The organism is Pseudomonas sp. TE3911 (genome assembly GCF_054062775.1).
This window is the reverse complement of record NZ_JBSSFP010000001.1, coordinates 3,468,641-3,495,293: the sequence shown is the minus strand read 5'-3', so window position 1 is coordinate 3,495,293 and position 26,653 is coordinate 3,468,641. Positions and strand designations below refer to the sequence as shown.

Below are 26,653 nucleotides of genomic sequence, written 5' to 3'. Positions count from 1 at the left end.
CACAATTTGTGTGGATAACCTTTCTGTTTGATGGAACTGGAGTGACAGATGAAACCACCCTTCAATTTCACCCGTTTCCTACCCATGGCTGCACGCTTGCTGGGCCGTGGGCGCCTGCCGACTCTGCTGTTCGCGGTGGCCGCCAAGGGGTCAAGCCAGGGCAATCGCCTGGGCAAGCTCAAGGATGATTTCAAACTGCTCCAGGCCCTGTGCCTCGCGTACTGGCGGGGAGAGTATCGGGCGATCAGCCCCAAGGCGCTGATCTCGGTGGTAGCGGGGCTGATGTATTTCCTCAGCCCGATTGATGCGATTCCGGACTTTATCCCGATGTTCGGCATGCTCGATGACATCGCCGTACTTGCGTGGGTCATGAAGACCCTAGAGGGCGAACTGAGCGCTTTTCGCGCCTGGCGTGACGCGCAGCGCCCGGAAAAGCTCGCGGTGGTTGAGCGTTTGCCTGCGACCCCGGCCTTGCTGGCCAAGGAAAACCCGCAAAAAAACGGATGAGGCAGCTATCCCCTGCGACCTTTGTGGCTGTTAGGATTACACTCCTAAGGAAAGAGCTTACTCAGTAAGTGCAGTTATCCTACGGGGCAGTCATGGATATTCAGATAATTTCACGCAATGGCGAACCCGAGTACGCGGTGTTGCCATGGGATCAGTACCAGGCGCTGCTAAAAGCTGCCGGTCAGCAACAGCCTTCACCGCCTCATTCTCCTACTGTCCAAGCCGCACCTGACCAGGACTTGCGCCCGCTCGCAGACCTGCGCGGTTTGCGTGAAACCAAGGGCCTGGCGATTGAAGTGCTGGCTCGCACCGTGGGCATCAGCCCGTCGTATCTCGGATTGATCGAAAGTGGTGAACGTCAGCCGGATGCCGCGATACGACGCAGCCTGGCCTGGGAATTAGGCGTTGCAGGTTGGAGGGATGAATCTTGAGCCTACGTATCAGCCGTCAGCATTGGGATGGGTTACTTAACGAACTGGACCAGGCGCGCCGCCAGCGCCATCTGTTGACTTACCGCGCGCTGCTGGAGCGCCTGCAGTTTCCGACGCCGGCGATGCAAACCCTGGCCGCTGCTCTGGAGCACCTAGCGGCACTGGACGCCAAGGCTGAGCAACCGTTGCGCAGCTCCCTGGTGATCAGCCAGGGCGCCAGCCGCCTTCCGCGTACCGGCTTCTTTGAATGCGTGGAGCGCCTCGGGCGCTTCAGCGGACCCTCCGATGGCGTGGCCGCGGCGTCCTGGCATGCCTCCGAAGTGGTGCGGGTGTTCGAATACGAGTATCCGGAGTCGGCCGAGGCCTAAAGCGTCTGGGGCAACATGTCCATGCTGTCGATCACATGGATGCTGTAACCAGCCACATCCTTGGCATGGTGCTTGGCCTGCGACGCCAATTCCGCCAACTGGCTGGCATCGAGTTGTCCACAGGCCTGTGGATACAAATGCACCACTCCAATCGACAACGACAGCAGCGCAAATTCCTGGCGCACGCCCTGACGGTTCAGTGCCACAAAGCAACCAGCGTCGAGATGCTCGGCGCGGTAGAAACGCCGGCATTGGGTATGGAAGTCATCCAGCAACTGGTTGAGCCGCTTTCGCCATTCCTGAGGCCCCAGCACCAGCAAAAAATCATCGCCGCCGATATGCCCGACGAAGTCGCGGCTGGGGTCGACCCGGTCGTTCAAGCACTGCGCCAGGCACAGCAACACCTCATCCCCACGCCCGTAGCCGTAGATGTCATTGAACGGTTTGAAGCTGTCGATATCCACGTAGCAGATCACTGACTCGCGTTGTTGCTGCAACAGCCGTGTCAGGCACTGCTGGATCGGTACATTGCCTGGCAGCAGCGTCAGCGGGTTGGCGTAGCGGGCCTGTTGGATTTTCAACTCGGTGATCAGCTTAAGCACATCGATCACTCGACCCAGGCCCAGGTAATCGCCATTGAGCGTGATGATGAAGTCTTCCTCGATACGTTGCCTTGCGCGGCTGGTCAGCAAGCGGCTGACCTGCTGCAGTGACTGGCTCAGCTCCACCGCCAGAAAGTCAGCGCTCATCAAGCGGCTGATGGGTTTGCGAGCGAACAGGTCAGTGGCAAACGGCTTGAGCAGCGCGTCGGACAGCGAATGCCGATGGACGATGCCAACGGGGTGCCCACGCTCATCCAGCACCGCCAGGGAGTTGAGGTTGGCCTGGCGGCGGAATGCTTCCAGCACCTTGGCCGTGGCGGTGCCTTGATCCACTGCCGGTTGCTCATTGAGCAGGGCGCTGAGGTCGCTGCCTTCGTCGTTGAGCGTCACCGTGGTCTGGTCCGGCTTGGGCAACATCAGCCGTGCTTCTTGTGGCGGTTGTTCCTGTGGACGGCAGAGCAGGTAACCCTGCACCAGATCGACGCCCATCTCAGTCAACACCGCCAGCTCTTCCGGCAATTCAATACCTTCGGCGATGACCTGGGCACGGGAGGCCCTGGCGATTTGCAGGATCGAACCGACAAACTCGCGCTTGAGTGCATCCTGATGAATGCCGTCGATGAAGTGCCGGTCGATTTTCACGTAGTCCGGACGTAACTCCGACCATAAGCGCAGGCTGGAATAGCCGGCACCCAGATCATCCAAGGCAATTGAAAAGCCCATGTTGCGGTAATGGTGCAGGGCGGTTTGCAACAGGTCGAAATCGTCGGTGGGGGTTTGCTCGGTGAGTTCGATCACCACTTGGCTCGGCGGAATGCCGAAGTCGCGCAGCAGTTGCAGGGTGCGTCCCGGTTGGTGCGCCGTTTCCATCAAGGATTCCGGCGAGATATTCAGGAACAGCTTGCCTGGAAGCTTTTGATCGCTGAAGCGTCGGCACGCGCTTTCGCGGCATGCCATTTCCAATTCGCTGAGGCGCCCGGTTTGCCTGGCCACCGAGAAAAGCGCAACGGGGGAGTGCAGAGGGCTGTTGGACGGGCCACGACTAAGGGCTTCGTAGCCGAGGATGCGCCGTTCGGACAGGCAGATGATCGGTTGGAACAGGCTGTGCAAACTGCGTTGAGCCAGGATAGAGCCCAATGCATTCAGCTGTTCGGTCATGGTCATGGTGATCTCGATCGAAAAAAAAGGACCGCAGGCGATGAGCCTGCGGTCCTTCATTTCACGACAGAATGATGTCTATATGATGACACTCTGGGGAGCGATCACGTTAAATCGCCATCATTTACTGCTTGGCTACCTGCTTGGTGATTTTCAGGTAGTCCAGCAGTATCCGGCCTGTCTCGGCCAGGTATGCATCGTCTTCCGGCTTGGTTTTATCCGCTTCGGTCGGCAGCGCGTCTTCGTCTTCTTTCTTCAGCTCCTTGAGTGGTTCTTCGCCCTTGGCCTTGCGGCGGACGTTCTCCAGCACAAGCTGCTTGTTTTCGATATCGCTGTGCTGCGCGCGACGGTCCACCTCATTGAGGCTGACGGTTTTTTCTTCCATCAACTTCTTGGCCAGGGCCAGCTTGTCGCGGATGAACACAAACTCGGCATCCATGGCGGAGCGGGTATCGTGGTCAGCTTTCAACTGTGCCAGGAACGGCTTGAATGGATCCGTAGCAGGCTTGATCGCCGGCCGGATGGTGTCCCACGGCATGGCTTCCGGCAGAGCGCTTTCGCCGATTTCCTTGGTGTCGATGATCGACGGGAAATCGATGTCCGGCAGCACGCCCTGATGCTGGGTGCTCTGCCCGGAAACCCGGTAGAACTTGGCCAACGTCAGCTTGAGCTCGCCATGGTTCAGCGGCTGGATCGTCTGCACGGTGCCTTTGCCGAAGGTCTGGCCGCCGATGATCAACGCGCGGTGATAGTCCTGCATGGCGCCGGCGAAAATTTCCGAGGCCGAGGCGGAGAGGCGGTTGACCAGCAGCGCCATCGGGCCTTTGTAGAAGGCGCCCGGGTTCTCGTCTTCAAGCACGTCCACGCGGCCGTCAGCGTTGCGCACCAACACGGTCGGACCTTTGTCGATAAACAGGCTGGTCAGCTCGGTGGCTTCCTGCAGGGAGCCGCCGCCGTTGTTGCGCAGGTCGATGACCACGCCGTCGACTTTTTCCTTCTGCAGTTCAGTCAGGATCTTCTTCACGTCGCGAGTGGTGGACTTGTAGTCCGGGTCGCCAGCGCGGAAGGCCTTGAAGTCCAGGTAGAAGGCCGGGATTTCAATCACGCCCAGTTTGTAGTCCTTGCCATCCTGCTTGAGGTTGAGGACTTTCTTCTGCACCGCCTGGTCTTCGAGCTTCACCGCTTCACGGGTGATGGACACGATCTTGCTGGTCTGGTCGTTTGGCGCATTGGTGTGCGGAATCACTTCCAGGCGCACCACGCTGCCTTTCGGCCCACGGATCAGCTTGACCACTTCGTCCAGGCGCCAGCCGACCACATCGACCATCTCTTTGTCGGCCTGGGCCACACCGATGATCTTGTCCGCCGGAGCGACCTGCTTGGTCTTGTCTGCCGGACCGGCCGGCACCAGACGCACGATCTTCACTTGGTCATTGTCGCTTTGCAGGACGGCACCAATGCCTTCCAACGACAGACTCATATTGATATCGAAATTTTCCGCGTTATCTGGCGACAGATAATTGGTGTGCGGGTCGTAGGACATCGCGAAGGTGTTGATGTAGGCCTGGAAGATATCTTCTGCACGGGTCTGGTCCAGGCGCGCCAACTGATTCTTGTAGCGCTTGGTCAACAGCTCCTGAATGGCCTTGGGCTCTTTGCCGGCGATCTTCAGGCGCAGCACTTCGTCCTTGACGCGTTTGCGCCACAGGTCATCGAGGGCGGCGGTGCTGGTCAGCCAAGGGGCATCCTTGCGATCCACCAGAAGGGTTTCCTTCTGGGTGAAGTCGAGCTTGTCGACGCCTTTGTTCAGCTCAGCCAAGGCGAAATCCAGACGCGCTTTGACGCGGTCCAGGTAGCGCTTGTAGATGGTGAAGCCGGGCTGCAGGTCGCCGCTCTTGAGGAAATCGTCGAACTGGCTCTTCCACTTGTCGAACTCAGCGATATCGCTGGCCAGGAAGTAGCTGCGCGACGGATCCAGCAGCTTGAGGTAGCTGTCGTAGATGATCACCGAGCGAGCGTCGTCCAGCGGCGGCTTGCTGTAGTGATGGCGCTTGAGCAACTCGACCACGTTAAGGCTGGCAATCACCTCATCGCGATCCGGTTGAAGGTTGTCCCAGCTGTTGGCTGCGAACGTATTGGTCGACATCGACGCGAAGCCGAGACCAATGAAAAGAGCGAGGGCGGTGCTGGGGAACAGATGCTTCATGCTGATTCGACGCGGGGGCAATTGATAACGCATATTAGGCCGTCTTTGAAGTTGCCGGTTCCATAGGGGCCGGTCGCATAATGCAAAAAGCCCGCGCTACTGCTACGGGCTCAGTCCAGACTCACTATGGAGGCACTGTGAAAGCATTGCAAGGCGTTGAAGGTCATGTGGAGTGGTTGGACGAACCAAGTCCTACATGTGACGTAGGCCAAGTTCGCATTCGCGTGGCGGCTGCGGGTCTTAATCGCGCCGATTTATTACAGCGTGCTGGGCTCTATCCGCCACCCCCTGGCGCCAGCTCTGTGCTGGGCCTGGAATGTTCCGGGGTGATCAGCGAAGTGGGGCCTGGTTCCTCGTGGCAAGTGGGGGATCGAGTCTGTGCGCTGCTCGCCGGTGGTGGCATGGCTGAAGAGGTGGTGGTAGATGCTCGCCATGTGCTGCCGGTGCCGGAAGGTCTGTCGTTGATTGAAGCGGCGGCCCTGCCTGAGGTGTACAGCACCGCATGGCTCAATCTGTTCCAACTGGCGGGCCTCAAGCCCGGTGAGAAAGTGCTGCTGCATGCCGGTGCCAGTGGCGTGGGCTCGGCGGCGATCCAACTGTGCAAGGCGTTTGGCAGCCCGTGCTGGGTCAGCGTCGGCTCGGCGCAACGCCTGGCCTACTGTGAAGACCTGGGCGCCCAGGGCGGCGTGGTACGTACCGATGGGATCGAAGGGCTGCGGGATTTCGGGCCGTTTGATGTGATCCTTGACCCGGTCGGCGGCAGCTATGCGGCGCTGGATCTGAAGCTGCTGGCGCTGGACGGCCGTTGGGTGTTGATCGGTTTGATGGGCGGTCGCGAGGCGCAGTTGGACCTGGCCCAAGTGCTGGGCAAGCGTATCCAGTTGTTGGGCTCGACCCTGCGCAGCCGTGACGATCAGTTCAAGGCAGACCTGTTCAGTGACTTGAGCCAGCATGTCTGGCCGTTGTTTGCCGAAGGGCGCTTGAGCCCGCAGTTGGCCAAGACCTTCCCAATCAAGGATGCCGAGGCGGCGTTTGCTGAGCTTGCGACTAACCAGATTTCAGGGAAGTTGGTGTTGGTGATCGACGAAAGCGTGACCTGACCTTGAATTGAAATGCGACCAAATGGGGAGGGGGCTTGCTCCCGATAACCGTGTGTCAGTGAAGAATATTTCATCTGACCCACCGGCATCGGGAGCAAGCCCCCTCCACATTCGCCTGATTGGATTTCAATTCAAGATAGGGCGTGTCAGATCCAATGGTGGATTGGCCAGCCAGCCTTCTCTGCATGCTCGCGCAGCACCGGATCCGGGTTCACCACCTGCGGCTGATCCACCTTCAGCAGCAACGGCAGATCATTGCGCGAATCCGAATAGAAGTACGCGCCATCCAATGTCTCACGTTCCTGCTCCAGCCAATCCAGCAATCGCGTGATCTTGCCTTCGCGGTAGGTGAGTACACCCACGGTACGGCCGCTGTACACGCCATGGCTCACGTCCAGATCAATCCCCAACACCTCATCAATACCGATTCGCGCCGCAATCGGTTTTACCAAATGCGTTCCCGATGCCGAAATCACCAAAATCCGGTCGCCATTCGCACGATGCCTGGCGATGGTCTTGGTGGCCTCGCTGTAGATCAGCGGTTCAATCACGTCCTCCACCCACGGCTCGACCAGATGATCGATCTCTTCCGGGGTGCGGCCGATCATTGGCTCCAGGCTGAAGTCCATGAAGTCCTCCATGGCCAGTTCGCCGCGGCTGTAGGCGTCCATCAGTTCGTTGTTCCTGCGCATGAACGACTCGGGGTCGACCCATCCCAGGCGGCCCATCTGCTCGCTCCACAGGGTGGCGCAGTCGCCGTGGATCAGGGTGTCGTCCAGATCAAAAATTACCAATGCCATCCGTCACGCTCTCTTTGTAAATCGTTGCATCAGGCTACTTCACACAGCGCACTGGGGTCGATGGAAAGTGCCAGGCGTTGACCATCCGGGTGAAGATCGTCCGCCGAGCGGTTGAGCACATCGACGACCAGTTCCACGCCGCGCGCTTCGATGCGGTAGCGGATCACGTTGCCCAGCAGGCTGTGGCTGCGCACCAGTGCATCCAGTTCGCCGCTGCGGCTCAGTTCGATGGCTTCGGGGCGAATCGCGATGCGCCCACTGATCGGGCGTTGCAGCAATTGGCTGGCCTTGTCGGCGTCGAGCAGGTTGTAGTTGCCGATAAAACCGGCGGCGAACACGTCAACTGGCGCCGTGTAGAGGGTCTCGGCATCGCCGCTTTGAACGATCTTGCCCTGGTTCATCAGGAAGATGCGGTCGGACATGGTCAGGGCTTCTTCCTGATCATGGGTCACGAAAATCGTGGTCAGCCCCAGTTCGCGCTGGATTTGGCGAATCTGCTCACGCAGGTGCTTACGAATGCGTGCATCCAGCGCCGACAGCGGCTCATCCAGCAGCAGCAGGCGTGGGCGTGTCACCAGGGAGCGGGCGAGGGCCACGCGCTGGCACTGGCCGCCAGACATCTGGTGCGGGTAGCGCCCGGCCAGGTCTTTGAGCTCTACCAGTTGCAGTACTTCCTGCACGCGCTTGTGGCTGTCGTCGGCGTTGACCTTTTGCATGCGCAGACCGAAGGCGACGTTCTGTTCCACGGTCATGTTGGGGAACAGCGCGTAGCTCTGAAAGACCATGCCGATGTTTCTTTTCTGCGGGCTCAGCGGAACGATGTCCTGGCCATCAAGCAGAATTTTCCCACTGTCCACCGAGGTCAGACCGGCAATGCAGCGCAGCAGCGTGGACTTGCCGCACCCGGACGGGCCGAGCAGGGTGACGAACTCGCCTTTGGCAATTTCGCAGTTGATATCGCTAAACACGGGCGTACCGGAGTAGCCCTTTTGCAAGTGTTGGACGCTGACGAAGCTCATTGGCTTTTGTCCTTGTTCAAGATATTGGCGGCCCAGGTCAGCACCAGCACAAAGAAGAAATAGGAAATGACCACGGCACTGGTGAAGTGTCCGCTGCTGTTGCGCATGTTGTTGAGGTACACCTGCAGGGTCTCGTAGCGGGTGCCCACTAGGATGTTGGCGAACACGAACTCGCCGAACAGGAACGAGAACGACAGCAGCAGCGCCACCATCAAGCCTTTGCGCAGGTTGGGCAGCACGACGAAGATCGCCGCTTGCCAAGTGCTGGCGCCCAGTAGTTGGGAGGCGTCCATCAGGTCGCGCAAGTTGATGGCTTGCAGGTTGTTGGTGATCGCCCGGTACATGAACGGCAGCGCCACGGTGAAGTAGCAGCCGATCAAAATCCATGGCGTGCCCACCATTGCCAACGGCCCGGAACCATAGAGTTGCAGCAGGCCCACCGATGACACCACTGGCGGCACCGCGAAGGGCAGCAGGATCAGGATGTTCATCAGCGCGTCGAGCTTGGGAAAGTGGTAATGCACCACGAACAGCAGCGGCAGAATGAGCACCACCGACAGGATCAACGCGCCCACGCACACTAGCAGCGACTGCCCGAAGGCCATCAGAAAGCGCGGGTCGCTCCAGAGCTGCACGTACCACTTCACGGTGAAGCCCGCCGGCAGGATGGTTGCCGACCAACTACTGGCAATCGAGTAAACGAACGTGCCCACCAACGGCAATACCAGGATTGCAAAGAGCAGGTACACCACCACGCGGTGGTAGAGGGAGGCCGGGCCGGCTTCAGCGCGAGACATGGTAGCTCCTCTTGAGCAGCAGTTGATGGACCACGGTGATCACGGTCATCAGCGCCACCAGCACAACGGCCAAGGCGCTGGCCATGTTCGGATCGAGGGACACATCGCCGGAGACCAGCCCCGCGATACGGATCGGCAGCACGTTGAAGTTGCCGGTGGTCAAGGCGTAGACCGTGGCGTAGGCGCCCAAGGCATTGGCGAGCAGGATCACGAAGGTGCCCAGCAGCGCAGGCGTCAGCACCGGCAAACCGATGTGCCGCCAGAACTGCCAGCCATTCGCGCCGAGCAACGACGCGGACTCGCGCCAGTCTTCACGCAGCGCATCGAAGGCCGGGTACAGCAGCAACACGCCGAGGGGGATCTGGAAGTAGGTGTAGAGGATGATCAGCCCGGTCTTGGAATACAGGTTGAAGTCCTGAATGATCCCGGCCTGCTTGAGCATGAGAGTGATGCTGCCGTTGAACCCCAGCAAAATAATGAACGCGAACGCCAGGGGGACGCCGGCGAAGTTGCTCGTCATGTTAGCGAAGGCGGTAACGAAGTTGCGCAGCGGCCCATCGACGCGGCGTAGCGAATAACTGCCGAGAGTGGCGATGATGATGCCGAAAATGCTGGAGTAAAAACTGATCTCCAGGCTGAACTGGATCGCTTGCCGGTAGAACTTCGAGCTGAAGATCCGGGTGAAGTTTTCCAGGCCCCAGCCGGCCTCTTCGGTTTGCAGGCTGTTGATCAGCACCCACACCAGCGGTGCGATCTCGAACACGATAAAGAACAGCGCGAAGGGCACCAGGCACAGCAATGCCAGCCATTTGCCGCGAGTCATGGCATTCACTTCAATAGCTCCCGGCATACAGGTTTGTCGTGGGGCACGCCCAGCAGTTCGCAGACGGTGCCGCACAGGTCGGTCTGTTTCGGCGTGGCGTTGGCATCCAGGCTGAAGGCATCGCCGAGGACGAACAGCGGCACTTCACGTTCTTCCGGCAGCAGGCCGTTGTGGGAGCGGTCGTTGTTCATGCCGTGGTCGGCGGTCACCAGCACTTGGCAGCCTGCGTCGAGCCAGCCTTGCAGGTAGTCAGCCAGGATGATGTCGGCCGAGCGTGCGCTGTTGCGGTATTGCGCGCTGTCGAGGCCGTGCTTGTGGCCGGCGTCGTCGATGTTCATCGGGTGCGCCAGCAGAAAGTCCGGCGCGTGCTTGAGTCGCAGGCTTTCGGCATCGGCGAACAGGTGGGAATCGGGGTAATGGTCATTCCAGTAGAAATGTCCGTGCTGGATCGCCAGCGTTGTGTCGTCGGTATGGCGATCACGAGCGGCGAGAAAGGGCGTGCGGTTATACAACTCGCTGACCCAATGGTAAGCCGCAGCCGCAGTGCTAAGACCTGCGTCGGTGGCGTAATGGAAAATGCTGCGCTGGTTGGACAGGCGCGCGACCTGGTTGTGCACGATACCGCTCTGGATCGGTGGCACGCCGGTGAGGATGCATTCATAGAGCGGGCGGGACAGCGAGGGCAGTTCACATTCCAGCTTGTAGAGGGCTGCGCGTCCTGCGCCGACATAGGCCTGCAAGTGCCCCATGGCGTGTCGGGCAACCTCGAAGTTCAGGCCGTCGAGCACGACAAGGATGACAGTGTGCTTCATGGGGGAGAGCGCTCCGCAACGATTGACTTGGCTCAATTCCTCTGGAGGAACGGGGTCAAAAATGTGGGAGGGGGCTTGCCCCCGATAGCGGTGTGTCATGCAACGGATTTGTTAGCTGATCCACCGTCATCGGGGGCAAGCCCCCTCCCACATTGGATCTCCACTGGAGCTCCAATGTGGGATAAAAACCCTTACTTCATCTCTACGATGACCTGCTCATTCCACAGCTGCGGCAGCTTCTTGGAAGTCGCTTCCCAGGCATCGGCATCCTTGATCGGTTGCGGGTTGGCCTTGGTGTACTGCTCGCCCGGAATCAGGTTCTTGGCGATTTCAGCCGGCAGTTTCAGGTCGGTTTCCGCACGAATCGGACGCGCATTGCCCTTGGCCAGGTTGAGTTGGCCGGCATCGCTGAAGATGTACTCGCGGGTCAGCTTGGCGGCGTTCGGGTGCTTGGCGTATTTATTGATGATGGTGGTGTAGCCGGATTTCACCGAGCCGTCCGAGGGGATCAGCACCACGTAGTCATCCGGGTTGGCCATCTTGGCTTTGTAGCTCAGGCCGTTGAAGTCCCAGACGATGCCTACTTCGACTTCACCTTTTTCCATGGTGGCGATGGTCGGGTTGGACAGGCCGAGCCGGCCTTGCTGGGCGATCTTGGTGAAGAACTGCAGGCCTGGCGCGATGTTCTTTTCATCGCCTTTGTTGGCGATGGCCGCCGCCAGCACGGCGTTGGAGGCCTGGGCCGCGGTGCTCACGTCACCCACCGAGACTTTGTATTTGCCGGTTTGCAGGTCGGCCCAACTGGTGGGGACTTCGGAACCGTGCAGCAGCTTCTTGTTGACGATAAACGCGATGGTGCCGGTGTAGGCGAGGGCCCAGTGACCGTCTTTGTCTTTCGCCCAGTCCGGCACCGAAGCCCAGGTGGACGGTTTGTACGGCTGGGTGACTTCCTGCTTCACCGCAATCGGACCGAACGCTGCGCCAACGTCGCCGATGTCGGCGCTGGCGTTGTCTTTCTCGGCCTTGAACTTGGCAATCTCCTGGGCCGAGCTCATGTCGGTGTCGATGTGCTTGAGGCCGTAGGTCTTGGCCAGGTCTTCCCAGGTGCCTTTCCAGTTGGCCCAGTCATCGGGCATGCCGACGCTGTTGACGGCGCCTTCCGCTTTCGCGGCGGCTTCCAAGGTTTTTAGATCGGTATCAGCGGCCATGGCGGCGGTGCACATGGCAATGGTCGAGCCTAACAGTGATGCCAGGAAAAGCTGTTTCATCCGAAGCTCCTTTGGGCGTTTTCAACGCTGCGTTTTTATGAACGTTTGCGGTGGTGTTGGTCTAGGTCAGAGCAATACCTGAGCCAATTTAGGCTCGATGGATGACAGTTTCATGTCGTTGTCGTTTTTAACGCGCCGATGTCGCTCGGCACAGGCTGAGCGTAGACCATGCCCAAGTGCCCGTAGGCTCTGGACTTGGCCGGTGTATTGCAAGGGGTGCGGCATGCACTTGAGGCGGGCTGTCATCTGTCGGTCATCTGCAATGCCTACGCTTGCACGCAGTCGCAAGGGCCCGATTGCGGAGCTTTTATGCACCTGAACGGTGCTGGTCTAGTCCAGATAGGTAACGTTGATGCGTGATGAGGCAATCAAGGCGGTGACATCCATCGGCCTGGCGCTGCAAGAGCAGATCGACCATGGACTTTTGCCGCCTGCAAGCAAACTTCCCGCCGAGCGCAAGCTCAGCGAGTTGTTCGGTACCACCCGAATTACCGTGCGGGAAGCCTTGTTACAACTTGAGGCCCAAGGGCAGATTTATCGCGAGGAACGCCGGGGTTGGTTCGTATCGCCGCCACGATTGGCCTACAACCTGATGCAGCGCAGCCACTTTCACGCGATGGTCAACGACCAGGGCCGCGTGGCGTCCACCGAAGTGATTTCGGCGCGCCTGCAACCTGCATCGGCGGCGGTGTGTGCATGGCTGCAACTGCCGGCATTGTCCAGCGTGATCCAGATCTGCCGAAGCCGGCGGATCGATGGGCGACTGGTGTTGTATGTGGAGCACTACCTGAACCCGCAATATTTCCCGGGGATTCTTGAGTGCGACCTGAATCAGTCGATGACCGAGTTGTACGTGCGCAAATACGACTTGCACTACGGACGGGTGCGCTTCGAGATTGTGCCGACGTCACTGCCGGTGGAAGCCGCCGCCGCATTGCGCGTGTCGGTGGGCAGCCCGGGTTTGCGGATTGCTCGGGTTAACTATGACCAGCACCAGCGCTTGATCGACTGCGACCTGGAGTTCTGGCGGCATGATGCGATTCATGTGGGCGTGGATGTGGTTTAACCACCGCTCTCCCGGCGCTGAGCTTGCTTCTGTAGTGAGCAGGCTTGCCCTGCGCTGGGCTGCAAAGCAGCCCTAAAACAGGATGCTGGTCACCTCCATATCAGTGACTGAGCGTCTTGATCACCTGATCCACATTGGTTTCCAACTCCGTCACCGGGTCTGCACCGTCGACATTCAGCACCAGCAATGTCGAGCCGCCTGCCGTGATGGCGGCTTTCACCGCTTCACTCGGCTGGCGATGGTGCAGCACCACGGCCACATCGTTGTCCTTCAATTCAGTACTGAGTGTGTGCAACGCCTCAGGTGTCCACTCGGCATCCGGTCGCGCATCGGTGCTGATCAGTTCCAGGTTCAGGCTGCTGACCAAATACCCAAAGTGATCGCTCAAACTGACCACACTCAGGTTGTCCGCCTTGGCCAGCCGGGCTTCGCTGTCGGCGGTGAGCTTGAGCAGGCGTTGCTTGAGTGCAGCCAGATTGGCGTCGATTTTCACCTTGGCGCCCGGTGCCAGGCGGCTCAGGTCGGTGGACAAGACATCGGCCATGCGCCCCAGGTTATTGCTCGATTGCCATGGTTGGCTGTTCAAACCGTCAGCGACGCCCGGTTGCACGGCGATCCCCGGCAACCCGCCGTCCACGGGGCGTGCGGCATCGACTTCGACAATGCGGATGTTGCTGCGCCGTGCCACGGGGTACAGCGGATCATCTGCCCACAGCGAGCGCAGGCCGATGGCGGCGTCGGCGTCCTGGGCCAGCGCGCTCAGTGCGGAGGCGCCACGGCCGGTGAAGTACGACACCTGGCGCGAGCCCGGCAGGTTGGCCGGGGCTGCGCGCTCAAGCTGCACGTCGGTGCCTTTGAGCAGCACCTCGGCCAGGCCATAAGTGATTGGCAGCGACGCCAGCACCTTGACCGGTTTGGCGGCGTGGGCAGCCGGTTTGACTGCCTCGGCGGCGATCAGCGGCGGAGTGATTAAACAGGCGATGGCCAAGGCGAGAGGCTGAAGAACAGAGCGCATTATCCAAAGTTCCCTTTGAGGCTGGGCACGGTGCCGCGCGCGATGGCGGCAAAAGCGAAAGCGATACCGGCCATCAGGATGATCGCGGCACCGGAAGGAATCGGCAGGTCGAAGATGATCGGCAGCAGGATCCCGCACAGGGTACTGACGGTGGCGATCACCACCGAGACCCAGAAGAAGCCTTTGAGCGACTGGCTCAACAGGCGCGCCGCCGCCGCTGGAATCACCAGCAGGGCGCCGACCAGAATCGCGCCGATGACCTTGACTGCCGCGACGGTGATCAGCGTCACCAGAATTACGAACAGATAATCGAGGGTCTTCACCGCCACTCCGCGCACTGCCGCCAGTTGCGGGTTGAAACTGGCGAGCATGATGCGGTTGTACAGCGGCAGCGCCAGAGCCATCACCAGCGAGCCGACAATCGCGAGCACCAGCAGGTCGTTACCGTTGACCGTCAACACCGAACCAAACAGCACGTTCTCCAGGATGTGCACGTTGATCTTGCCCGCCAGGATCAGCAGCAGGCTCGCGCCCAGCGCCAGGGACACCGACAGGAACACGCCGATCAAAGTGTCCGGCGCCAGGCCGGTGCGGTTACGCAGGTAATTGAGCAGGATGCCAAACAGCAGGCAGTAACCGAACAGACTGCCGTAGGGGCCGGTGTAGGGTTCGCCGAGCAAAATGCCCACGGCGACGCCGGTCAGCGCAGCATGGCCGACGGCTTCGGAGAAAAACGCGAAGCGCTTTACCACTACCAGCGTGCCCAAGCCGCCGAGCACTGGGCCGATCAGCAAACCGGCGAGCAGGGCATTGACTACAAAACCATAGGCCAGTGCCTCCGGCAGGTAACCGGCAGAGGCCCAGCCCTGGACCATCAGGCGAAACGCTTCATAACTCATTGCGCTGGGCTCCGAGGGTGGGTGGAGAACAGGGTCAGCAGGCGATCCGGGGTGAGCGCCTCCTGTGGTGTGGCGTCGAACAGCACGCGGCGGTTAAGGCCGGTAACGCGGTCGGCCAGACGGCCTACGGCTTCAAGGTCGTGCTCGATCCACAGCACGGTCATGCCGGCGAGGCGCCAGTCACTGAGCAGGCGTTCGAACACCTGGATGCCCGCTTCATCGAGGGCCGACATCGGTTCATCCAGCACCAGCAATTGCGGCGCAGGGATCAAGCCCTGGGCCAGCAGCACGCGTTGGCGTTCACCTCCGGACAGTGCACCCATGCGCCGCTTGCGTTTGTCCTGCATGCCGACCCGTTCCAGAGCCTCGCCAATCGCCGCGGCGTAATGCTTGGACAAGCCCAGAAACGCCGGGCGCCGCTGGCACATGGCGGCCATGAAATCGTCCACGGTCATCGGCAAACCCCGGTCGAATTCCAGCGCCTGGGGCACATAGCCGATTGTGCCCGGCGTGGTCGGCCACTGCAGGCTCAAGCGACCCTGATGCGGCGTTTGTCCCAGCAGGGTCTTGATCAGCGAGCTCTTGCCGCCGCCGTTGGGGCCGACCAGCGCGTGGATGCTGCCCGGCTGCACCTGGAAACTCACGCTGTCGAGGATCACGGTGCGGCCCAGGGTCAGGGACACCGTGTCGAAGTCGAGTGTCGGGCCGACGCTGGCGACCTTCAGGGATTGTGCCGCCGTCATGCGCCCGACTCCTGAATCGCCCGGACCACCGTATTGAGGTTGCCGGTCATTTCCACTTCGTACTTTTCAGCGCTGTATTCGCCATAGGAAATATGCGACAGCGGGTACAGCTTGACCCCGGATTCACGCTGGATGGTGTCGACGTAGGTGGAGGGGAAATCCATCTCCGAGAAGATCACCTTCACGTCCAGGGCGCGCAGTTCGTCGATGGTCTTTTTCAACTGGCTGGGGCTGGGCTCAATGCCGTGGGCCGGCTCTACCACGGCGGTGACTTCCAGGCCGAATTCACGCAGCAGGTAGTCGTAGGCCGCATGCACAGTGGCGACGCGCAGGTCCGGGTTAGGCGCGCTGGTCAACTTGGCGAGGGCGTCGGCGCGCATCTGGCGCAGGCGTTTGCCATAGGCACGCGCGTTCTGGGTGTAGGTCTTGGCGTTGTCCGGGTCGAGCTTGCCCAGCTCACGGGCGATGTTGTTGACCTGGGCAATCGATGCACTGATCGACAGGAAGGTGTGCGGGTTGACCACCTTGCCCGCACCGCGCGCGGCATTGCCGGTGGCGGCCAGCAACGGCACGTTGGCGTTGGCTTCGATCACCGGGATGTCCGGGCGCTCGCTGGTGGCGATCATACGGTCGGCGAAGTCGTCGTGACCGACGCCATTGAGCACGATCACGTCCAGGGTGCCGATGCGCTTGATGTCTTCGGCGCGCGGCTCGTAGGCGTGTGGGTTGAAACCGGCTGGAATCAGCGGCACCACGTCGGCCTTGTCGCCGACGATATTGGCCACGTAGCTGTAATAAGGGTGCAGGGTGATGCCGATACGCAGGCGTTTAGCCGCTTCGGCGTTGGCCAGCGGGGCGAGTATCAGGCTGAGCAGGCTGACCAGCAACAGGCGCAACAGGGGAGATGAAATAGACATGGGCAATCGGTCTTCTCGTTCAGTGACGGTGCTGGCGGGTAACGCCGGCATCGAATTGCGCGACCACTTGCTGCCAGCCGGCCGCGATCAGCGCCTGGTCAGTGAGGTCGGAGGGGGCGGCCAGGTCTTTGCGGCGGTTGAGCCAGATATCCGGCTCGGTGCCTTGTACGCGCATCAGCAGTGAACCGCTGGTGGTCGGAGCCTGGCTCAACCCGAAGTAGGCCGCAGGCGCCAGTAACTGCCAGCGGTGATCGCCACGGCTGACTGAACTCGCATCCTGGGCGAACGGCGCGAAGCCTTCTTCGGCCAATTGCCCAGGCGTCGGCAGGGCGCTTTGCTCTTGCTGCAGCAAGTGGATTTCATCCAGGGTCACCCGCAAGTCGGCGTAGATGCCTTGCTCGGCGGCGCTCAGGTCGCGGCGGGCGTCCAACTGGTGGCTGGGCACGGCGGCCACTTCCTGGGATTCGCCGTGCAGCGCCACCACCGTGCCGGCGACCGCGAGGATGATCAGGCACAGCAGCAGGACGTAGAGGGTTTCGTGGCCAGCGCCCGCGGGACGTACAACGTGTGTCGTACTCATTGAGACTGGATATCCGCTTGGTCGATTTCAACGACGTGGCCAGGGCCGGCGTCAAACAGCACGTAGAACTCGGCGGATGGCTTCTTGAAGGTCAGGGTCGAATCCTGGCCGAGCTTGCCGGGCACCAGGATGGTTTCGTCGTAGCCGATCACATCCAGGGTCACGCCGGGCGCACCGCTGCCGTCGGAGAAGCCGCCCTTGCACTGGATCTGCTCGCCGGGGATTTCCTTGCATTCGCACATAGGGTTGTGGGCCAGGGCCACGGTACTTAAACCCGCGCACAGCAACAGCGCGGCGCGGGACAGGTGCTTGATCATCATGGTTTGACTCCTTGCTTGTTCAGCCAGGCAATGGTGGCAGGCGAGGCCTGGCTCAGCGGGATGGAACCCTGGTGCATCGTGCCGTCCCAGCCTTCCATGGTGACCCACAGTTCGGCGTCGGCAGGTGTGCGTTCAGGGACGGGCAGGGCGGCGCCCATGCGGTACGGTGTGCCAAAGAAGATCACCCCGGCCGCGCGCAGGCTGCGTGGCTTGCCGATGCGCAGGTAAGTAGCCTTGACCTGGTCGGCACAGGTGTCGCACAGAGCGGCGTTGAAGAACTTCATCGGGCCGGCCGGGTCCGGGCTTGGGCCCTCATTGCGGAACTCGGCGAGGGTCAGGCTCCAGGGGCCAACCTGTATTTCTCCGGCCACCCGCTCGCCGATACCCGCGTCACCGCGAAACAGTGCGGCATCGGCAAAATACTTGGGCATGAAGCCCAGGGGCACCAGCAGTAGCAGAACATTGATATGGAATCGCCATTTCAGCCAGAAAGCCCGCAGGGGAGTCGGCGGTGTCGCTGCGACCTTGCTCATCAGTGGCTCTCCGAAGTTTCAGCCTGCAAGGCCGGTGTGGAAACAGGCTTGCGCTGGGTCTTGGCCTCGCGCTTGAGGGCATTGAGGGTGGCCAAGGCGGTGCGCTTGGTCCATATCAGCAAGCCGCTCAAGACCATCATGCTCAGCACCAGGCCGAAGAACGCCCAGATCAGCTTGATCCACAGTCCGCCAAAATCGCCGGTGTGCAGCGGGCGCATGGATTCGGTGACGAACTCAAGTGCGGTGCGGTCGGACAGGAGGTGCGAGACAGCGATTTCGCCGCTATAGGGGTTGAGTTGGGCGGTTTGGTACATCAGTGGGTACCAGCCGCGGCCGCCGATTTGCAGGTGGCTGTAGGCGTTGAAGGGCATGCGCACGAAGCTCGCTTCCAGGCCAGGGATGCGCTGGGTCGCAATGGTGATGGCTTCATCCAGGGGAATCATCGGTGCCGGCACACCTGCTGCCGAGGACGGTACTTTTTCACGGGCGATCACCGGGACGATGGGCTCGCTGGAAATTGAAATCTGGTTGTCCCCCAGGATCGCCTGGATCAGGAACCAGGTGCCGGTGATGGAAATGACTGCGATAAACCAGATAGACCAAATACCGCTCAGGCGGTGGAAGTCACCCCAGAAGATTCGCGCACCGTGGCGAAACCGCAGGGTTGGTTTGAAAAAACCTTTCCAGAAGCGCTTGTAGACCACCAGCCCGGTAACCAGCGAGGCCAGCAGCGGCAGACCAAGCAACGACACCAGGTACCAGCCCCAGCTGTAGCCATTGGTGAACGGCACCAGCCACCAGCCGTGCAGCGCACGGGTGAACTGACGGAAATTGAACGACGGGCTGATGCCCTGGATCGCGCCGGTGTAAGGGTTGACGTAGACCTCAAGCGAGCGCCCGTCGGGGTAGCTGAGGTCGACACTCAGGGCGAAGTGCGACTCATCTGGGCGGCTGAGCGATTGGACAATCACCTCGGGCTCGGCACGCTTGATGGCGCTGATCACTTGGTCGTAGCTCAACAGTTCGGCGTCATCCGACGGTTTGCTCGCGCGGATATCCGGGTTGGCCAGCCAGACGATTTCCTGGCTGACCACCGCCAGGGTGCCGGTGACGCAGACGATCAGTACAAAGAACCAGATGGGCAACGCCAGCCAGCTATGTACGAGAAACCAGAGTTTGGAGCGTGACTTCTTCGACATGTAAATGAGGGTCTTGATCGGAGGGGGGCGAGGGAGGCCCGGAAAAGGCCAGTCGTAGCTTTTGCTGACGCGACAGGCTGTATCTAAATAAGACGGATGAGAATGAGAAATCCCTAACCCGGATATGAAAGAAAATGTTTCGGATTCACATTCGGTGGTTTTTTACCCGTTTATCGAACACGAAACATGTTCCGAGCTATCACCGAGCAGGCGTTGATAGGGCCGGCGCGCTGCGTAGGATGGGCTTGGCCGTTGAACGGCCCGCCCAAAATGACTGCCAGAACCCTTTACGACAAACACGCGTGGGTGCCGCCGAAGGCTTTCTTGTAGCGCTCGATGCCCTCGGTGGCATTGTCGATGCGCAGGTCCGGCCTTTCACGATAGGCCACGCCAGTCAAGGGCTCCGGCGGTTACGACGAGAAAGCTCAACTGGGCTCGAGCAATTGCGCACCAGGCCCGCGCTCACCCAGCAGGTCATCCTGATTGCGCAGCGGGCATGCTTCCAACGACAAGCATCCGCAGCCGATGCAGCCGTTGAGCTTGTCGCGCAGCAGCATCATTTTGTTGATGCGCTCGTCCAGGTCTTCGCGCCACAGTGCCGACAAACGTTCCCAGTCTTTGGCTGTGGGGGTGCGGCCATTTGGCAGCGTCTGTAATGCCTCGCCAATCGTCGCCAGGGGAATCCCCAAGCGCTGGGCGATCTTAATCACCACCACGCGGCGTAATACATCCCGCGGATAGCGCCGCTGATTGCCCGCGTTGCGATTGCTCTGAATCAGTCCCTTGGTTTCGTAGAAGTGCAGGGCCGTGACGGCCACGCCGCTACGGGCGGCCAGTTGGCCGACGGTGAGTTCCTTGGTAATCATGAAAACTCCGATTAAGCGCTTGACCTTGACTTAACTGGAGGTTTTACCCTGCGTGGTATCGAATCGCAAGATTCTGCCTACAGCGGAAGGGGAGTATTCATGCAGGTATCAGAGAAGAATCTCGGCTTCACTCAGCTGATCGAGTTCCATATCGAGCCTCAGCAGCAAGTTGCCCTGGTGGCGGCCTTGTCCACCCAAAGCGAGCGTTTGGCCCAGGGCCATGACGGATTTCTCAGTGCGAGCGTGCAGGTCAGCGATGACGGCCGGCGGGTGCTTAATTACCTGCAATGGACGTCCCGAGCGCACGGTGAGGCAGCGTTCAAGCGTTTTGAGCAGGGTGAGGAAGACTTCTGGACACTGATTCGCGCCCATCAGGCCACGGCGGTGACCTTTGGTTCGTTCCAGGTGCTGCGCAGTTTTGAGCGCAGCCATGACAATGCATTGCACTGCCGTCTATATGGATAAATGCAGCATCCGTTCACCTTGCACGTTCTCCCCCGGCCGACGCTTATTCACCGCCAATTCGCCAATCTTGATCAGGCGTGTGCGCGTGACGTTACGGCTCAGGCCCAGCAGGTTGGCGGTATGCACCTGGTTGTAATGGCTGAAACGGTAAGCGGCCCGAAGCAGGGCGTCTTCGACCTTTTCATGCAGGGCGCCAGCCTGTTCTTCGAAAAGCTTTTGGAAGGCGCGCTCCAACAAGGCTTCGGCGCTGTTGTCGGTGCCGTGCTGACTGTCGTCCTGGCGCTCAATGCGCATGTTCGACAGGCGTAAATCATCCCGTTCGATCACGCCGTTACGGCAGATCAGCAGGGTGTGGTGGATGACGTTTTCCAGTTCGCGGATATTGCCCGGCCAGCTGTAGCTCTTGAGTTTTTGTTCGGCTTCGCGACTGATCGTGATCGGGCCGTAGCCCAGGCGTCGGCTGTAAGCCTCGATAAAGTGCCGGGTCAACGGCAGGATATCGCCGGGGCGCTCGCGCAGCGGGCTGAGTTCCAGGCTCACCACGTCGAGTCGGTAGTAGAGGTCTTCGCGGAAATGCCCGGCGTTGATGGCTTTTTCCAACTGCACGTTGGTTGCAGCCAGTACGCGCACATCAATCGGAATGCTCTTGCGCGAACCTAAGCGTACGACCTCGCGTTCCTGTAGGACACGCAGCAATTTGACTTGGATGGCCATCGGTAAATCGCCGATCTCATCAAGGAACAACGTGCCACCATCAGCTTCTTCGAACCAGCCAGCCTTGGCGCTGAGGGCGCCGGTAAAGGCGCCTTTTTCATGGCCGAACAGTTCGGCCTCCACCAGGGATTCAGAGAAGGCGCCGCAGTTCACTGCCACGAACGGGCGGTTGCGCCGCGCGCTGAGGTTATGAATGTGGCGCGCCACCAGCTCTTTACCGGTCCCGGTTTCGCCGATGATCAGCACGCTGGCTTCGCTGGGCGCCACTTGCTGGATATGGTCGAGCAGCGCCTGGGATTTCGGGTCTTCGAAGACCTGGGCCGTGGCGCGAATCGAGGTCGCAAGGGCGGGCGAGGGCGGTAGGGTTAGAAGCTGCATGGGCACCTCTTTTTTATGAGTAGAACGTAGGAATCGGCAGGGATTGGTTCAACGCCCAGTCCCCCAGTTCATGGAGCTTGTAGTCCACCGGGTCATGCAGGGTTTGCGTGCGCAGGTTGCGCCAGTGGCGATCCAGGCGCAGGGAGGCATGGGTTGAACGCGCGCCGGTGACTTCAAACAGACGGCTGCACAGATCCAGGCCTTGGCGGGTGGCGGCGACCTTGGCGGTGGCGATGGCAATTGCCAGTTGGCCGCGCTCGTGTTCGCTGAGGTTTGGCCCTTTGGCCCAGGCTTGGTCCAGTAGCTCGGCGGCTCGCTCCACCAGCAGGCGCACGCCTTCGAGGGCCACCCAGAACTCGCCGTAGTGGTGGAGCACGTAAGGATCCTGGCGCACGTCCTCGGCCGAGGATTTGTGCCAGGCACGGGTTTCGGTGAGGGTGTAGGTGCGTGCTTCTTCGAATGCGCCTTCGGCAATGCCGAGAAACATATGGGTAAAGGTCAACTGTGCGATCAGCGGGCGCAGGCAGGCGAACGGCGTGCTCAGCGGGCCTGGGTCGAGCAGCAATTCCGACTCTTCGACGCGCACCCGTTCGAAGCTGGCGCTGCCGCTGTCGGTCTGGCGTTGGCCGATATTGTTCCAGTCATTGTGCAGAGTGATGCCGCTGCGCCCACTGGGGATGGCGGCAATCAGCAGTTTGCCGCCGGCATTTTCATCCACCGCCGAGGCGATCAGCATTTCCGAGTCGCTGGCGCCGGAGCAGAAGCTCTTTTTGCCGGAGAATTCGCGCCAGCCGCCGAAGTCCTTGACCACGGTGCGCGTGTCCAATGGATTGAGGGCGTTGCCCCAGAACCAGTTCTTGCGCGCGGTTTGTTCGAACCAGGGTTGCCATTGGTCCGGGCGTGAAAACAGGCGCACGGTGGCCAGCATCAGGTGATGAAAGCCGAAGACGTGGGCGATGGAGCTGTCGACCTTGGCGAATTCGCGCACGATGCCCAAGGTGTCGCTCCAGCGGGCGCCGAGGCCGCCGTATTGGGTGGGAATGCTCACGGCCAGCAGGCCGCTGTGGCGCAGGGCGTCACGCTCGGTTTTGGGTGTGCCGCCGCGCTCGTCGCGTTCGACGGCGCTGAGGGCGAATTCGGCGGCCAGCAGTTTGGCGGTCTGCAGGGGAGATGGCAGGACGCTGTGGGGTTTGGCTGTCACGGGTTTTCCTCTTTATTGGCAGCAGCGGCCCGGGCCGGTGCCGCCGCTGCGCCGATCAGGCCTTGGCCGGCAGTACATCGTTGGCAATCATTTCGCCGAACGGGCCGGTGAGGTTGGTGATACCGCGTCCAGCGAGGCTGGCGTAGGGTTCCGGCAGCAGCGGGAACACCAGTTCGGCGAAGCGATAGGCCTCTTCCAAATGCGGATAGCCGGAGAAGATGAAGCTCTCGATGCCCAGGTCGGCGTATTCCTTAATGCGTTCGGCCACTTGTTGCGGGTTGCCCACCAACGCGGTACCGGCACCGCCGCGCACCAGGCCGACACCGGCCCACAGGTTGGGCGCGATTTCCAGGTTGTCGCGGCGCCCGTCGTGGAGGGCGGCCATGCGGCGCTGACCTTCGGAGTCAAAGCGTGAGAAGGATTTTTGCGCGGCGGCGATGGTGTCGTCGCTGATGTGCTCGATCAGTTTGTCGGCGGCTTTCCAGGCGTCTTCTTCGGTTTCGCGCACGATCACATGCAGACGAATGCCAAACTTCACCGTACGCCCGTGGCGCGCGGCGCGCTCACGCACATCCGCGAGTTTTTCCGCGACGGCGGCGGGCGGCTCGCCCCACGTCAGATACACATCCACCTGTTCGGCGGCGAGGTCGTGGGCGGCGTCGGAGGATCCACCGAAGTACAGCGGTGGGTAAGGCTTCTGCACTGGTGGGTAAAGCGCCTTGGCGTTTTGCACGCGCAGGTGTTTGCCTTCGAAATCCACCGATTCACCCTGCAATACGCGGCGCCATATCCGTAGGAATTCGTCGGAGACTTCGTAACGTTCAGCGTGGTCGAGGAAGCTGCCGTCGCCACGGTTTTCGTCGGGGTCGCCACCGGTCACTACGTTGATCAGCAGGCGGCCGTTGGACAGGCGATCCAGGGTGGCGGCCATGCGTGCCGAGACGGTCGGCGAAATGATGCCGGGACGAATGGCCACCAGGTAACGCAGGCGTTCTGTCAGCGGTACCAGCGCCGAGGCGATGACCCAGGAGTCTTCACACGAGCGGCCGGTAGGAATCAACACACCGTAGTAACCCAGGTTGTCAGCCGCCTGGGCGACTTGCTTCAGATAATTGAGCGTGACGGGCCGGGCACCTTGGGTGGTGCCCAGGTAATGACCGTCGCCATGTGTCGGCAGAAACCAGAAAACATCCATGACCAATCCTTAAGCGATTTTCAGCAGAGAAGGGGAGTGCGCTGCAAACAAGGGTGCAGCACGTTCTGCCGCAAGGCGTATCCGGCCCTTCAGGGGCTCACTGGTTATTTGGTAGTCGGTGAAGTCGGCTTCGGTGGCGTACACACCGATCGGCAGGGTCAGGGCCTGGAAGAAGGCGAACAGCGGGCGCAGTTGATGGTCGAGGACCAGCGCGTGGCGTTCGCTACCACCGGTGGCGGCGAGCAGCACCGGGGTGTTGACCAGGGCGTTGAGACCGACCAGATCGAACAGGTGCTTGAGCAGGCCAGGGTAGGAACCGCGATAGACCGGCGCGGCGACGATCAGCAGGTCGGCCTGTTCGATGGCCAACAGTTGGGCTTCGACTTCGGCGGGCAATTCATCGCGCGACAGTGCACCACCCAGTGGCCGGGCAATGTCGCCCAGTTCGATCAGTGTGGTCTGGATTGGCAGGAGGGTGGCCAATTCGGCCAGAACGGCTTGGGTCAACACCAGGGTGCGCGACGGGCGCCAGGTTCCGCCGGAGAGGGCAACGACATTCAGTGGACGGGTCATGAACAGTTCCTTTTTCAACAGTGGTTCATAGCAAGTGAGGTGCAAGGTGTTGAGCAAGAGCTGTACCAACGGCTGCAGGCCTTGATTGGCTTGGGCTGCGGCTCACTGCTGAAAAATGTTGCTGTTGCCTGCCTGGTGATTTGTTGAATGGCTGTTGCCTGGGCAACAGTTGCTTGGCGAACAGTGCCTGGCAGAATTGGAGCTAGTTATAGAGGGTTACTGTTATTCCGTAAATGAACGTATTTCCATATTTATAGATCATAAGGAAATATATGAGGGGCTATCGGAGGGTGCTTCGGCGGTTGATAGCGACTATCACGGACGGTGATTTTTCACCGAATGACGTCGGGAGTAGCCTGTGTTCATTGACTCGAAACCTCCTTTGCAGGGCCGCCGCCATGAACCGATTCCTCGCCGTTTGCTTATTGATTGTCAGCGCCGTACTCGCCGGCTGTGCGAGCCATCCATCGCCAGAATTACGTCCCTACTCTGCCGAAGAGACCAAGCAATTGGCTCTTGAAGCGCTGAGTCGTCGAGGCTTGTCGTTCGATGAATATCAACAGCAGCGTGCGGCACTGACCGGTCAGCCACAGAAGTCCTTCGGCTTTGATCGCCAAGGTGAAATGAATGCCGAGCGCGACGTCGTACTTCATGGTCGTCCCAGTTGATCGCGTTCTGCGCAGCAAAAAGCCCGAGGCGCCCTTTAAGGACCTCGGGCTTTTTGTTTTCCATGGCGCGACTTCAGCCTGTTAAGCTGAATTTCAGGAGCGTTCCTACGCACATTTACTTAAAGTTGTCCTTCTTTAATGGCATTCGATCCGGTAGACATGACGACCTCTGTTCCGGCCGATGCTCCTGAGACGCCGCTCTCGGGAACCTGCTTTGCGAGTCTTAACTGTCATGAATAAACGTCCTTTGTATTTCGACTACGCCGCCACCACCCCGGTGGACGAGCGGGTCATCCAGGTGATGGTCGAGTGCCTGGGCTTCAACGCCAATTTCGGTAACCCCGCGTCCAGTTCCCACGCTTACGGCAAGGCGGCCCGGCAAACGGTTGAACAGGCGCGTCGCCAGGTGGCCGAGTTGGTGGGCGCACAGCCTGAGCAGATCGTCTGGACCTCCGGCGCCACTGAATCCAACAACCTCGCCATCAAAGGCGTGTTCCAGGCGCGGGGTGTGGCCGGTGGGCATATCATCACCAGCCAGATCGAGCACAAGGCCACGCTGGACACCGCGCGACAGTTGCAGGAAGCCGGCGTAGCCGTGACCTATCTGGTACCCGACGCCGACGGTTTGATCAGCGTCGACGCGGTCAGTGAGGCGTTGCGCGAAGACACCTTCCTGGTTTCGCTGATGCTGGTGAATAACGAACTTGGCACCCTGAATGACATCCCCGGCATCGGCGCGCGGGTGCGTGAACACGGCGCGCTGCTGCATGTGGACGCGGCTCAGGGAGCAGGCAAGGTGGCGATCGATCTGGCGCAATGGCCGGTGGATTTGATGTCGTTTTCTGCGCACAAGTTGTACGGCCCCAAGGGTATCGGCGCGCTGTACGTCGGGCCTCGGGCGCAACAGAAGGTGTTGGCCCAGATTCATGGCGGCGGACACGAGGGCGGCTTGCGCTCCGGCACGTTGGCGACCCACCAGATTGCAGGGATGGGCACGGCATTTGCGCTGGCAGCGCAGTCGTTCACCGAAGAGAAAGCGGTGATCGTCGCGTTGCGGCAACGCCTGCTGGATCAGTTGGCATCGATCGCCGGTGTACGCCTCAATGGCAGTGCCACGCAACGTATTCCCCACACCCTGAGCCTTACGTTCGGCGAAGGTGAATTCAATGCCGCGGCATTGAGCGCCGGTATCGCTTTTTCTGCGACGTCGGCCTGCAATTCTGCGAGCAATGCACCGTCCCACGTGTTGCTTGCCCTTGGCCATGACGCCCGCTCGGCCGGCCGCACCATTCGCTTGAGTCTGGGGCGGTTCACTACCGAGCAGGATATTGACCAAGCGGTGCTATTGATTAAGGCCGCACTGGCCAGCGCGCCGGCCTTCTGGGCCGTCTGATTTTCACATAACAATTATTAGTGGTTAGCAGGAGACA

29 protein-coding genes are annotated in these 26,653 nt (G+C 60.5%); 8 read left to right on the top strand and 21 right to left on the bottom strand.

The window, feature by feature from the left end; translation table 11 throughout:
* Positions 1-48 precede the first annotated feature (48 nt).
* The 3 genes from ACVWXD_RS15695 (at position 49) to ACVWXD_RS15685 (ending at position 1,306) form a co-directional block, all read left to right on the top strand.
* Entirely contained in the window at positions 49-507 is a 459-nt protein-coding gene (locus ACVWXD_RS15695; RefSeq protein WP_010211619.1) for a YkvA family protein, read from the top strand.
* Between the two features lie 92 nt (positions 508-599).
* Positions 600-938, top strand: a complete 339-nt coding sequence (locus tag ACVWXD_RS15690) for a helix-turn-helix domain-containing protein (RefSeq protein ID WP_099603161.1) — start codon at positions 600-602, stop codon at positions 936-938.
* Positions 935-1,306, top strand: a complete 372-nt coding sequence (locus tag ACVWXD_RS15685) for a hypothetical protein (RefSeq protein WP_005786715.1) — start codon at positions 935-937, stop codon at positions 1,304-1,306. The genes ACVWXD_RS15690 and ACVWXD_RS15685 overlap by 4 nt, the downstream gene beginning before the upstream one ends.
* Here ACVWXD_RS15685 and ACVWXD_RS15680 read toward each other — a convergent pair.
* Together ACVWXD_RS15680 and ACVWXD_RS15675 are read right to left on the bottom strand one after the other, a co-directional pair.
* Positions 1,303-3,072 carry a bifunctional diguanylate cyclase/phosphodiesterase gene (locus ACVWXD_RS15680; protein WP_095184334.1) on the bottom strand — a complete coding sequence of 590 codons (1,770 nt, stop codon included), beginning with the start codon at positions 3,070-3,072 and terminating at the stop codon, positions 1,303-1,305. The two genes, ACVWXD_RS15685 and ACVWXD_RS15680, sit on opposite strands and share 4 nt — an antisense overlap.
* Positions 3,073-3,190: 118 nt before the next feature.
* A complete protein-coding gene (locus tag ACVWXD_RS15675) occupies positions 3,191-5,272 on the bottom strand; it encodes a carboxy terminal-processing peptidase (protein ID WP_177326425.1) in 2,082 nt (693 codons plus the stop codon).
* A 137-nt stretch (positions 5,273-5,409) separates the two neighbouring features.
* On the opposite strand from ACVWXD_RS15675, the gene ACVWXD_RS15670 reads away from it, so the two are divergent.
* Complete coding sequence (locus tag ACVWXD_RS15670; RefSeq protein WP_099603152.1) at positions 5,410-6,372, top strand: zinc-binding dehydrogenase; 963 nt, start codon at positions 5,410-5,412, stop codon at positions 6,370-6,372.
* 146 nt (positions 6,373-6,518) lie between these two features.
* On the opposite strand, the gene ACVWXD_RS15665 is transcribed toward ACVWXD_RS15670, so the two are convergent.
* The 6 genes from ACVWXD_RS15665 to ACVWXD_RS15640 form a co-directional block, all read right to left on the bottom strand.
* Entirely contained in the window at positions 6,519-7,172 is a 654-nt protein-coding gene (locus tag ACVWXD_RS15665; RefSeq protein ID WP_457371174.1) for an HAD family hydrolase, read from the bottom strand.
* A gap of 29 nt (positions 7,173-7,201) precedes the next feature.
* Positions 7,202-8,191: an ABC transporter ATP-binding protein gene (locus tag ACVWXD_RS15660; RefSeq protein ID WP_032886002.1), complete on the bottom strand. Its 990-nt coding sequence runs from the start codon at positions 8,189-8,191 to the stop codon at positions 7,202-7,204.
* On the bottom strand, positions 8,188-8,988 hold the full coding sequence (locus ACVWXD_RS15655; protein WP_032886004.1) for an ABC transporter permease: 801 nt from the start codon (positions 8,986-8,988) through the stop codon (positions 8,188-8,190). The genes ACVWXD_RS15660 and ACVWXD_RS15655 overlap by 4 nt, the downstream gene beginning before the upstream one ends.
* Entirely contained in the window at positions 8,975-9,811 is an 837-nt protein-coding gene (locus ACVWXD_RS15650) for an ABC transporter permease (protein ID WP_163033160.1), read from the bottom strand. Before ACVWXD_RS15650 ends, ACVWXD_RS15655 begins: the two co-directional genes overlap by 14 nt.
* Positions 9,812-9,816: 5 nt before the next feature.
* Positions 9,817-10,623 (bottom strand): alkaline phosphatase family protein, encoded by an 807-nt coding sequence (locus tag ACVWXD_RS15645; protein ID WP_401383785.1) that lies wholly within the window; start codon positions 10,621-10,623, stop codon positions 9,817-9,819.
* A 191-nt stretch (positions 10,624-10,814) separates the two neighbouring features.
* Positions 10,815-11,891: an ABC transporter substrate-binding protein gene (locus ACVWXD_RS15640; protein ID WP_032886007.1), complete on the bottom strand. Its 1,077-nt coding sequence runs from the start codon at positions 11,889-11,891 to the stop codon at positions 10,815-10,817.
* Positions 11,892-12,243: 352 nt separating this feature from the next.
* Here ACVWXD_RS15640 and ACVWXD_RS15635 point away from each other — a divergent pair, with 352 nt between their 5' ends.
* Positions 12,244-12,957: a UTRA domain-containing protein gene (locus ACVWXD_RS15635; RefSeq protein WP_032886008.1), complete on the top strand. Its 714-nt coding sequence runs from the start codon at positions 12,244-12,246 to the stop codon at positions 12,955-12,957.
* 100 nt (positions 12,958-13,057) lie between these two features.
* Here ACVWXD_RS15635 and ACVWXD_RS15630 read toward each other — a convergent pair whose 3' ends face one another.
* The 9 genes from ACVWXD_RS15630 to soxR all read right to left on the bottom strand — a co-directional run bounded on the left by ACVWXD_RS15630 (position 13,058) and on the right by soxR (position 20,029).
* Entirely contained in the window at positions 13,058-13,972 is a 915-nt protein-coding gene (locus ACVWXD_RS15630; protein WP_122680062.1) for a metal ABC transporter solute-binding protein, Zn/Mn family, read from the bottom strand.
* A complete protein-coding gene (locus ACVWXD_RS15625; RefSeq protein WP_032886010.1) occupies positions 13,972-14,871 on the bottom strand; it encodes a metal ABC transporter permease in 900 nt (299 codons plus the stop codon). Before ACVWXD_RS15625 ends, ACVWXD_RS15630 begins: the two co-directional genes overlap by 1 nt.
* Positions 14,868-15,614, bottom strand: coding sequence for a metal ABC transporter ATP-binding protein (locus ACVWXD_RS15620; protein WP_260366560.1), 747 nt, complete (start codon positions 15,612-15,614; stop codon positions 14,868-14,870). Before ACVWXD_RS15620 ends, ACVWXD_RS15625 begins: the two co-directional genes overlap by 4 nt.
* Entirely contained in the window at positions 15,611-16,531 is a 921-nt protein-coding gene (locus ACVWXD_RS15615; protein WP_122755843.1) for a metal ABC transporter substrate-binding protein, read from the bottom strand. Before ACVWXD_RS15615 ends, ACVWXD_RS15620 begins: the two co-directional genes overlap by 4 nt.
* A gap of 19 nt (positions 16,532-16,550) precedes the next feature.
* Positions 16,551-17,111, bottom strand: a complete 561-nt coding sequence (locus tag ACVWXD_RS15610; protein WP_032886014.1) for a DUF6162 family protein — start codon at positions 17,109-17,111, stop codon at positions 16,551-16,553.
* Positions 17,108-17,431: a hypothetical protein gene (locus tag ACVWXD_RS15605; RefSeq protein ID WP_032886016.1), complete on the bottom strand. Its 324-nt coding sequence runs from the start codon at positions 17,429-17,431 to the stop codon at positions 17,108-17,110. The genes ACVWXD_RS15610 and ACVWXD_RS15605 overlap by 4 nt, the downstream gene beginning before the upstream one ends.
* On the bottom strand, positions 17,428-17,964 hold the full coding sequence (locus ACVWXD_RS15600; protein ID WP_032886017.1) for a hypothetical protein: 537 nt from the start codon (positions 17,962-17,964) through the stop codon (positions 17,428-17,430). The genes ACVWXD_RS15605 and ACVWXD_RS15600 overlap by 4 nt, the downstream gene beginning before the upstream one ends.
* Positions 17,964-19,163 (bottom strand): PepSY-associated TM helix domain-containing protein, encoded by a 1,200-nt coding sequence (locus ACVWXD_RS15595; protein ID WP_099603147.1) that lies wholly within the window; start codon positions 19,161-19,163, stop codon positions 17,964-17,966. The genes ACVWXD_RS15600 and ACVWXD_RS15595 overlap by 1 nt, the downstream gene beginning before the upstream one ends.
* A gap of 425 nt (positions 19,164-19,588) precedes the next feature.
* The gene (gene soxR / locus ACVWXD_RS15590; protein WP_032886019.1) at positions 19,589-20,029 is read right to left on the bottom strand and encodes a redox-sensitive transcriptional activator SoxR; all 441 of its coding nucleotides are present in this window, start codon (positions 20,027-20,029) and stop codon (positions 19,589-19,591) included.
* A gap of 99 nt (positions 20,030-20,128) precedes the next feature.
* On the opposite strand from soxR, the gene ACVWXD_RS15585 reads away from it, so the two are divergent.
* The gene (locus ACVWXD_RS15585) at positions 20,129-20,494 is read left to right on the top strand and encodes an antibiotic biosynthesis monooxygenase (protein ID WP_032886020.1); all 366 of its coding nucleotides are present in this window, start codon (positions 20,129-20,131) and stop codon (positions 20,492-20,494) included.
* On the opposite strand, the gene ACVWXD_RS15580 is transcribed toward ACVWXD_RS15585, so the two are convergent.
* From ACVWXD_RS15580 to msuE, 4 genes are read right to left on the bottom strand one after another with little or no spacing between them, the layout of a single operon-like run.
* The gene (locus ACVWXD_RS15580) at positions 20,483-21,586 is read right to left on the bottom strand and encodes a sigma-54 interaction domain-containing protein (protein ID WP_032886021.1); all 1,104 of its coding nucleotides are present in this window, start codon (positions 21,584-21,586) and stop codon (positions 20,483-20,485) included. The two genes, ACVWXD_RS15585 and ACVWXD_RS15580, sit on opposite strands and share 12 nt — an antisense overlap.
* A 13-nt stretch (positions 21,587-21,599) precedes the next feature.
* Positions 21,600-22,787 (bottom strand): acyl-CoA dehydrogenase family protein, encoded by a 1,188-nt coding sequence (locus ACVWXD_RS15575; RefSeq protein ID WP_457371173.1) that lies wholly within the window; start codon positions 22,785-22,787, stop codon positions 21,600-21,602.
* A gap of 55 nt (positions 22,788-22,842) precedes the next feature.
* Positions 22,843-23,982: an FMNH2-dependent alkanesulfonate monooxygenase gene (gene ssuD, locus ACVWXD_RS15570; protein WP_032886023.1), complete on the bottom strand. Its 1,140-nt coding sequence runs from the start codon at positions 23,980-23,982 to the stop codon at positions 22,843-22,845.
* A 9-nt stretch (positions 23,983-23,991) separates the two neighbouring features.
* Complete coding sequence (gene msuE, locus ACVWXD_RS15565; protein WP_122752774.1) at positions 23,992-24,555, bottom strand: FMN reductase; 564 nt, start codon at positions 24,553-24,555, stop codon at positions 23,992-23,994.
* Between the two features lie 398 nt (positions 24,556-24,953).
* Between msuE and ACVWXD_RS15560 the strand changes: the two genes are divergently transcribed.
* Together ACVWXD_RS15560 and ACVWXD_RS15555 are read left to right on the top strand one after the other, a co-directional pair.
* Positions 24,954-25,223, top strand: coding sequence for a hypothetical protein (locus ACVWXD_RS15560; protein WP_181644436.1), 270 nt, complete (start codon positions 24,954-24,956; stop codon positions 25,221-25,223).
* Between the two features lie 232 nt (positions 25,224-25,455).
* Positions 25,456-26,616 carry a cysteine desulfurase family protein gene (locus ACVWXD_RS15555; protein WP_260366559.1) on the top strand — a complete coding sequence of 387 codons (1,161 nt, stop codon included), beginning with the start codon at positions 25,456-25,458 and terminating at the stop codon, positions 26,614-26,616.
* Positions 26,617-26,653 lie beyond the last annotated feature (37 nt).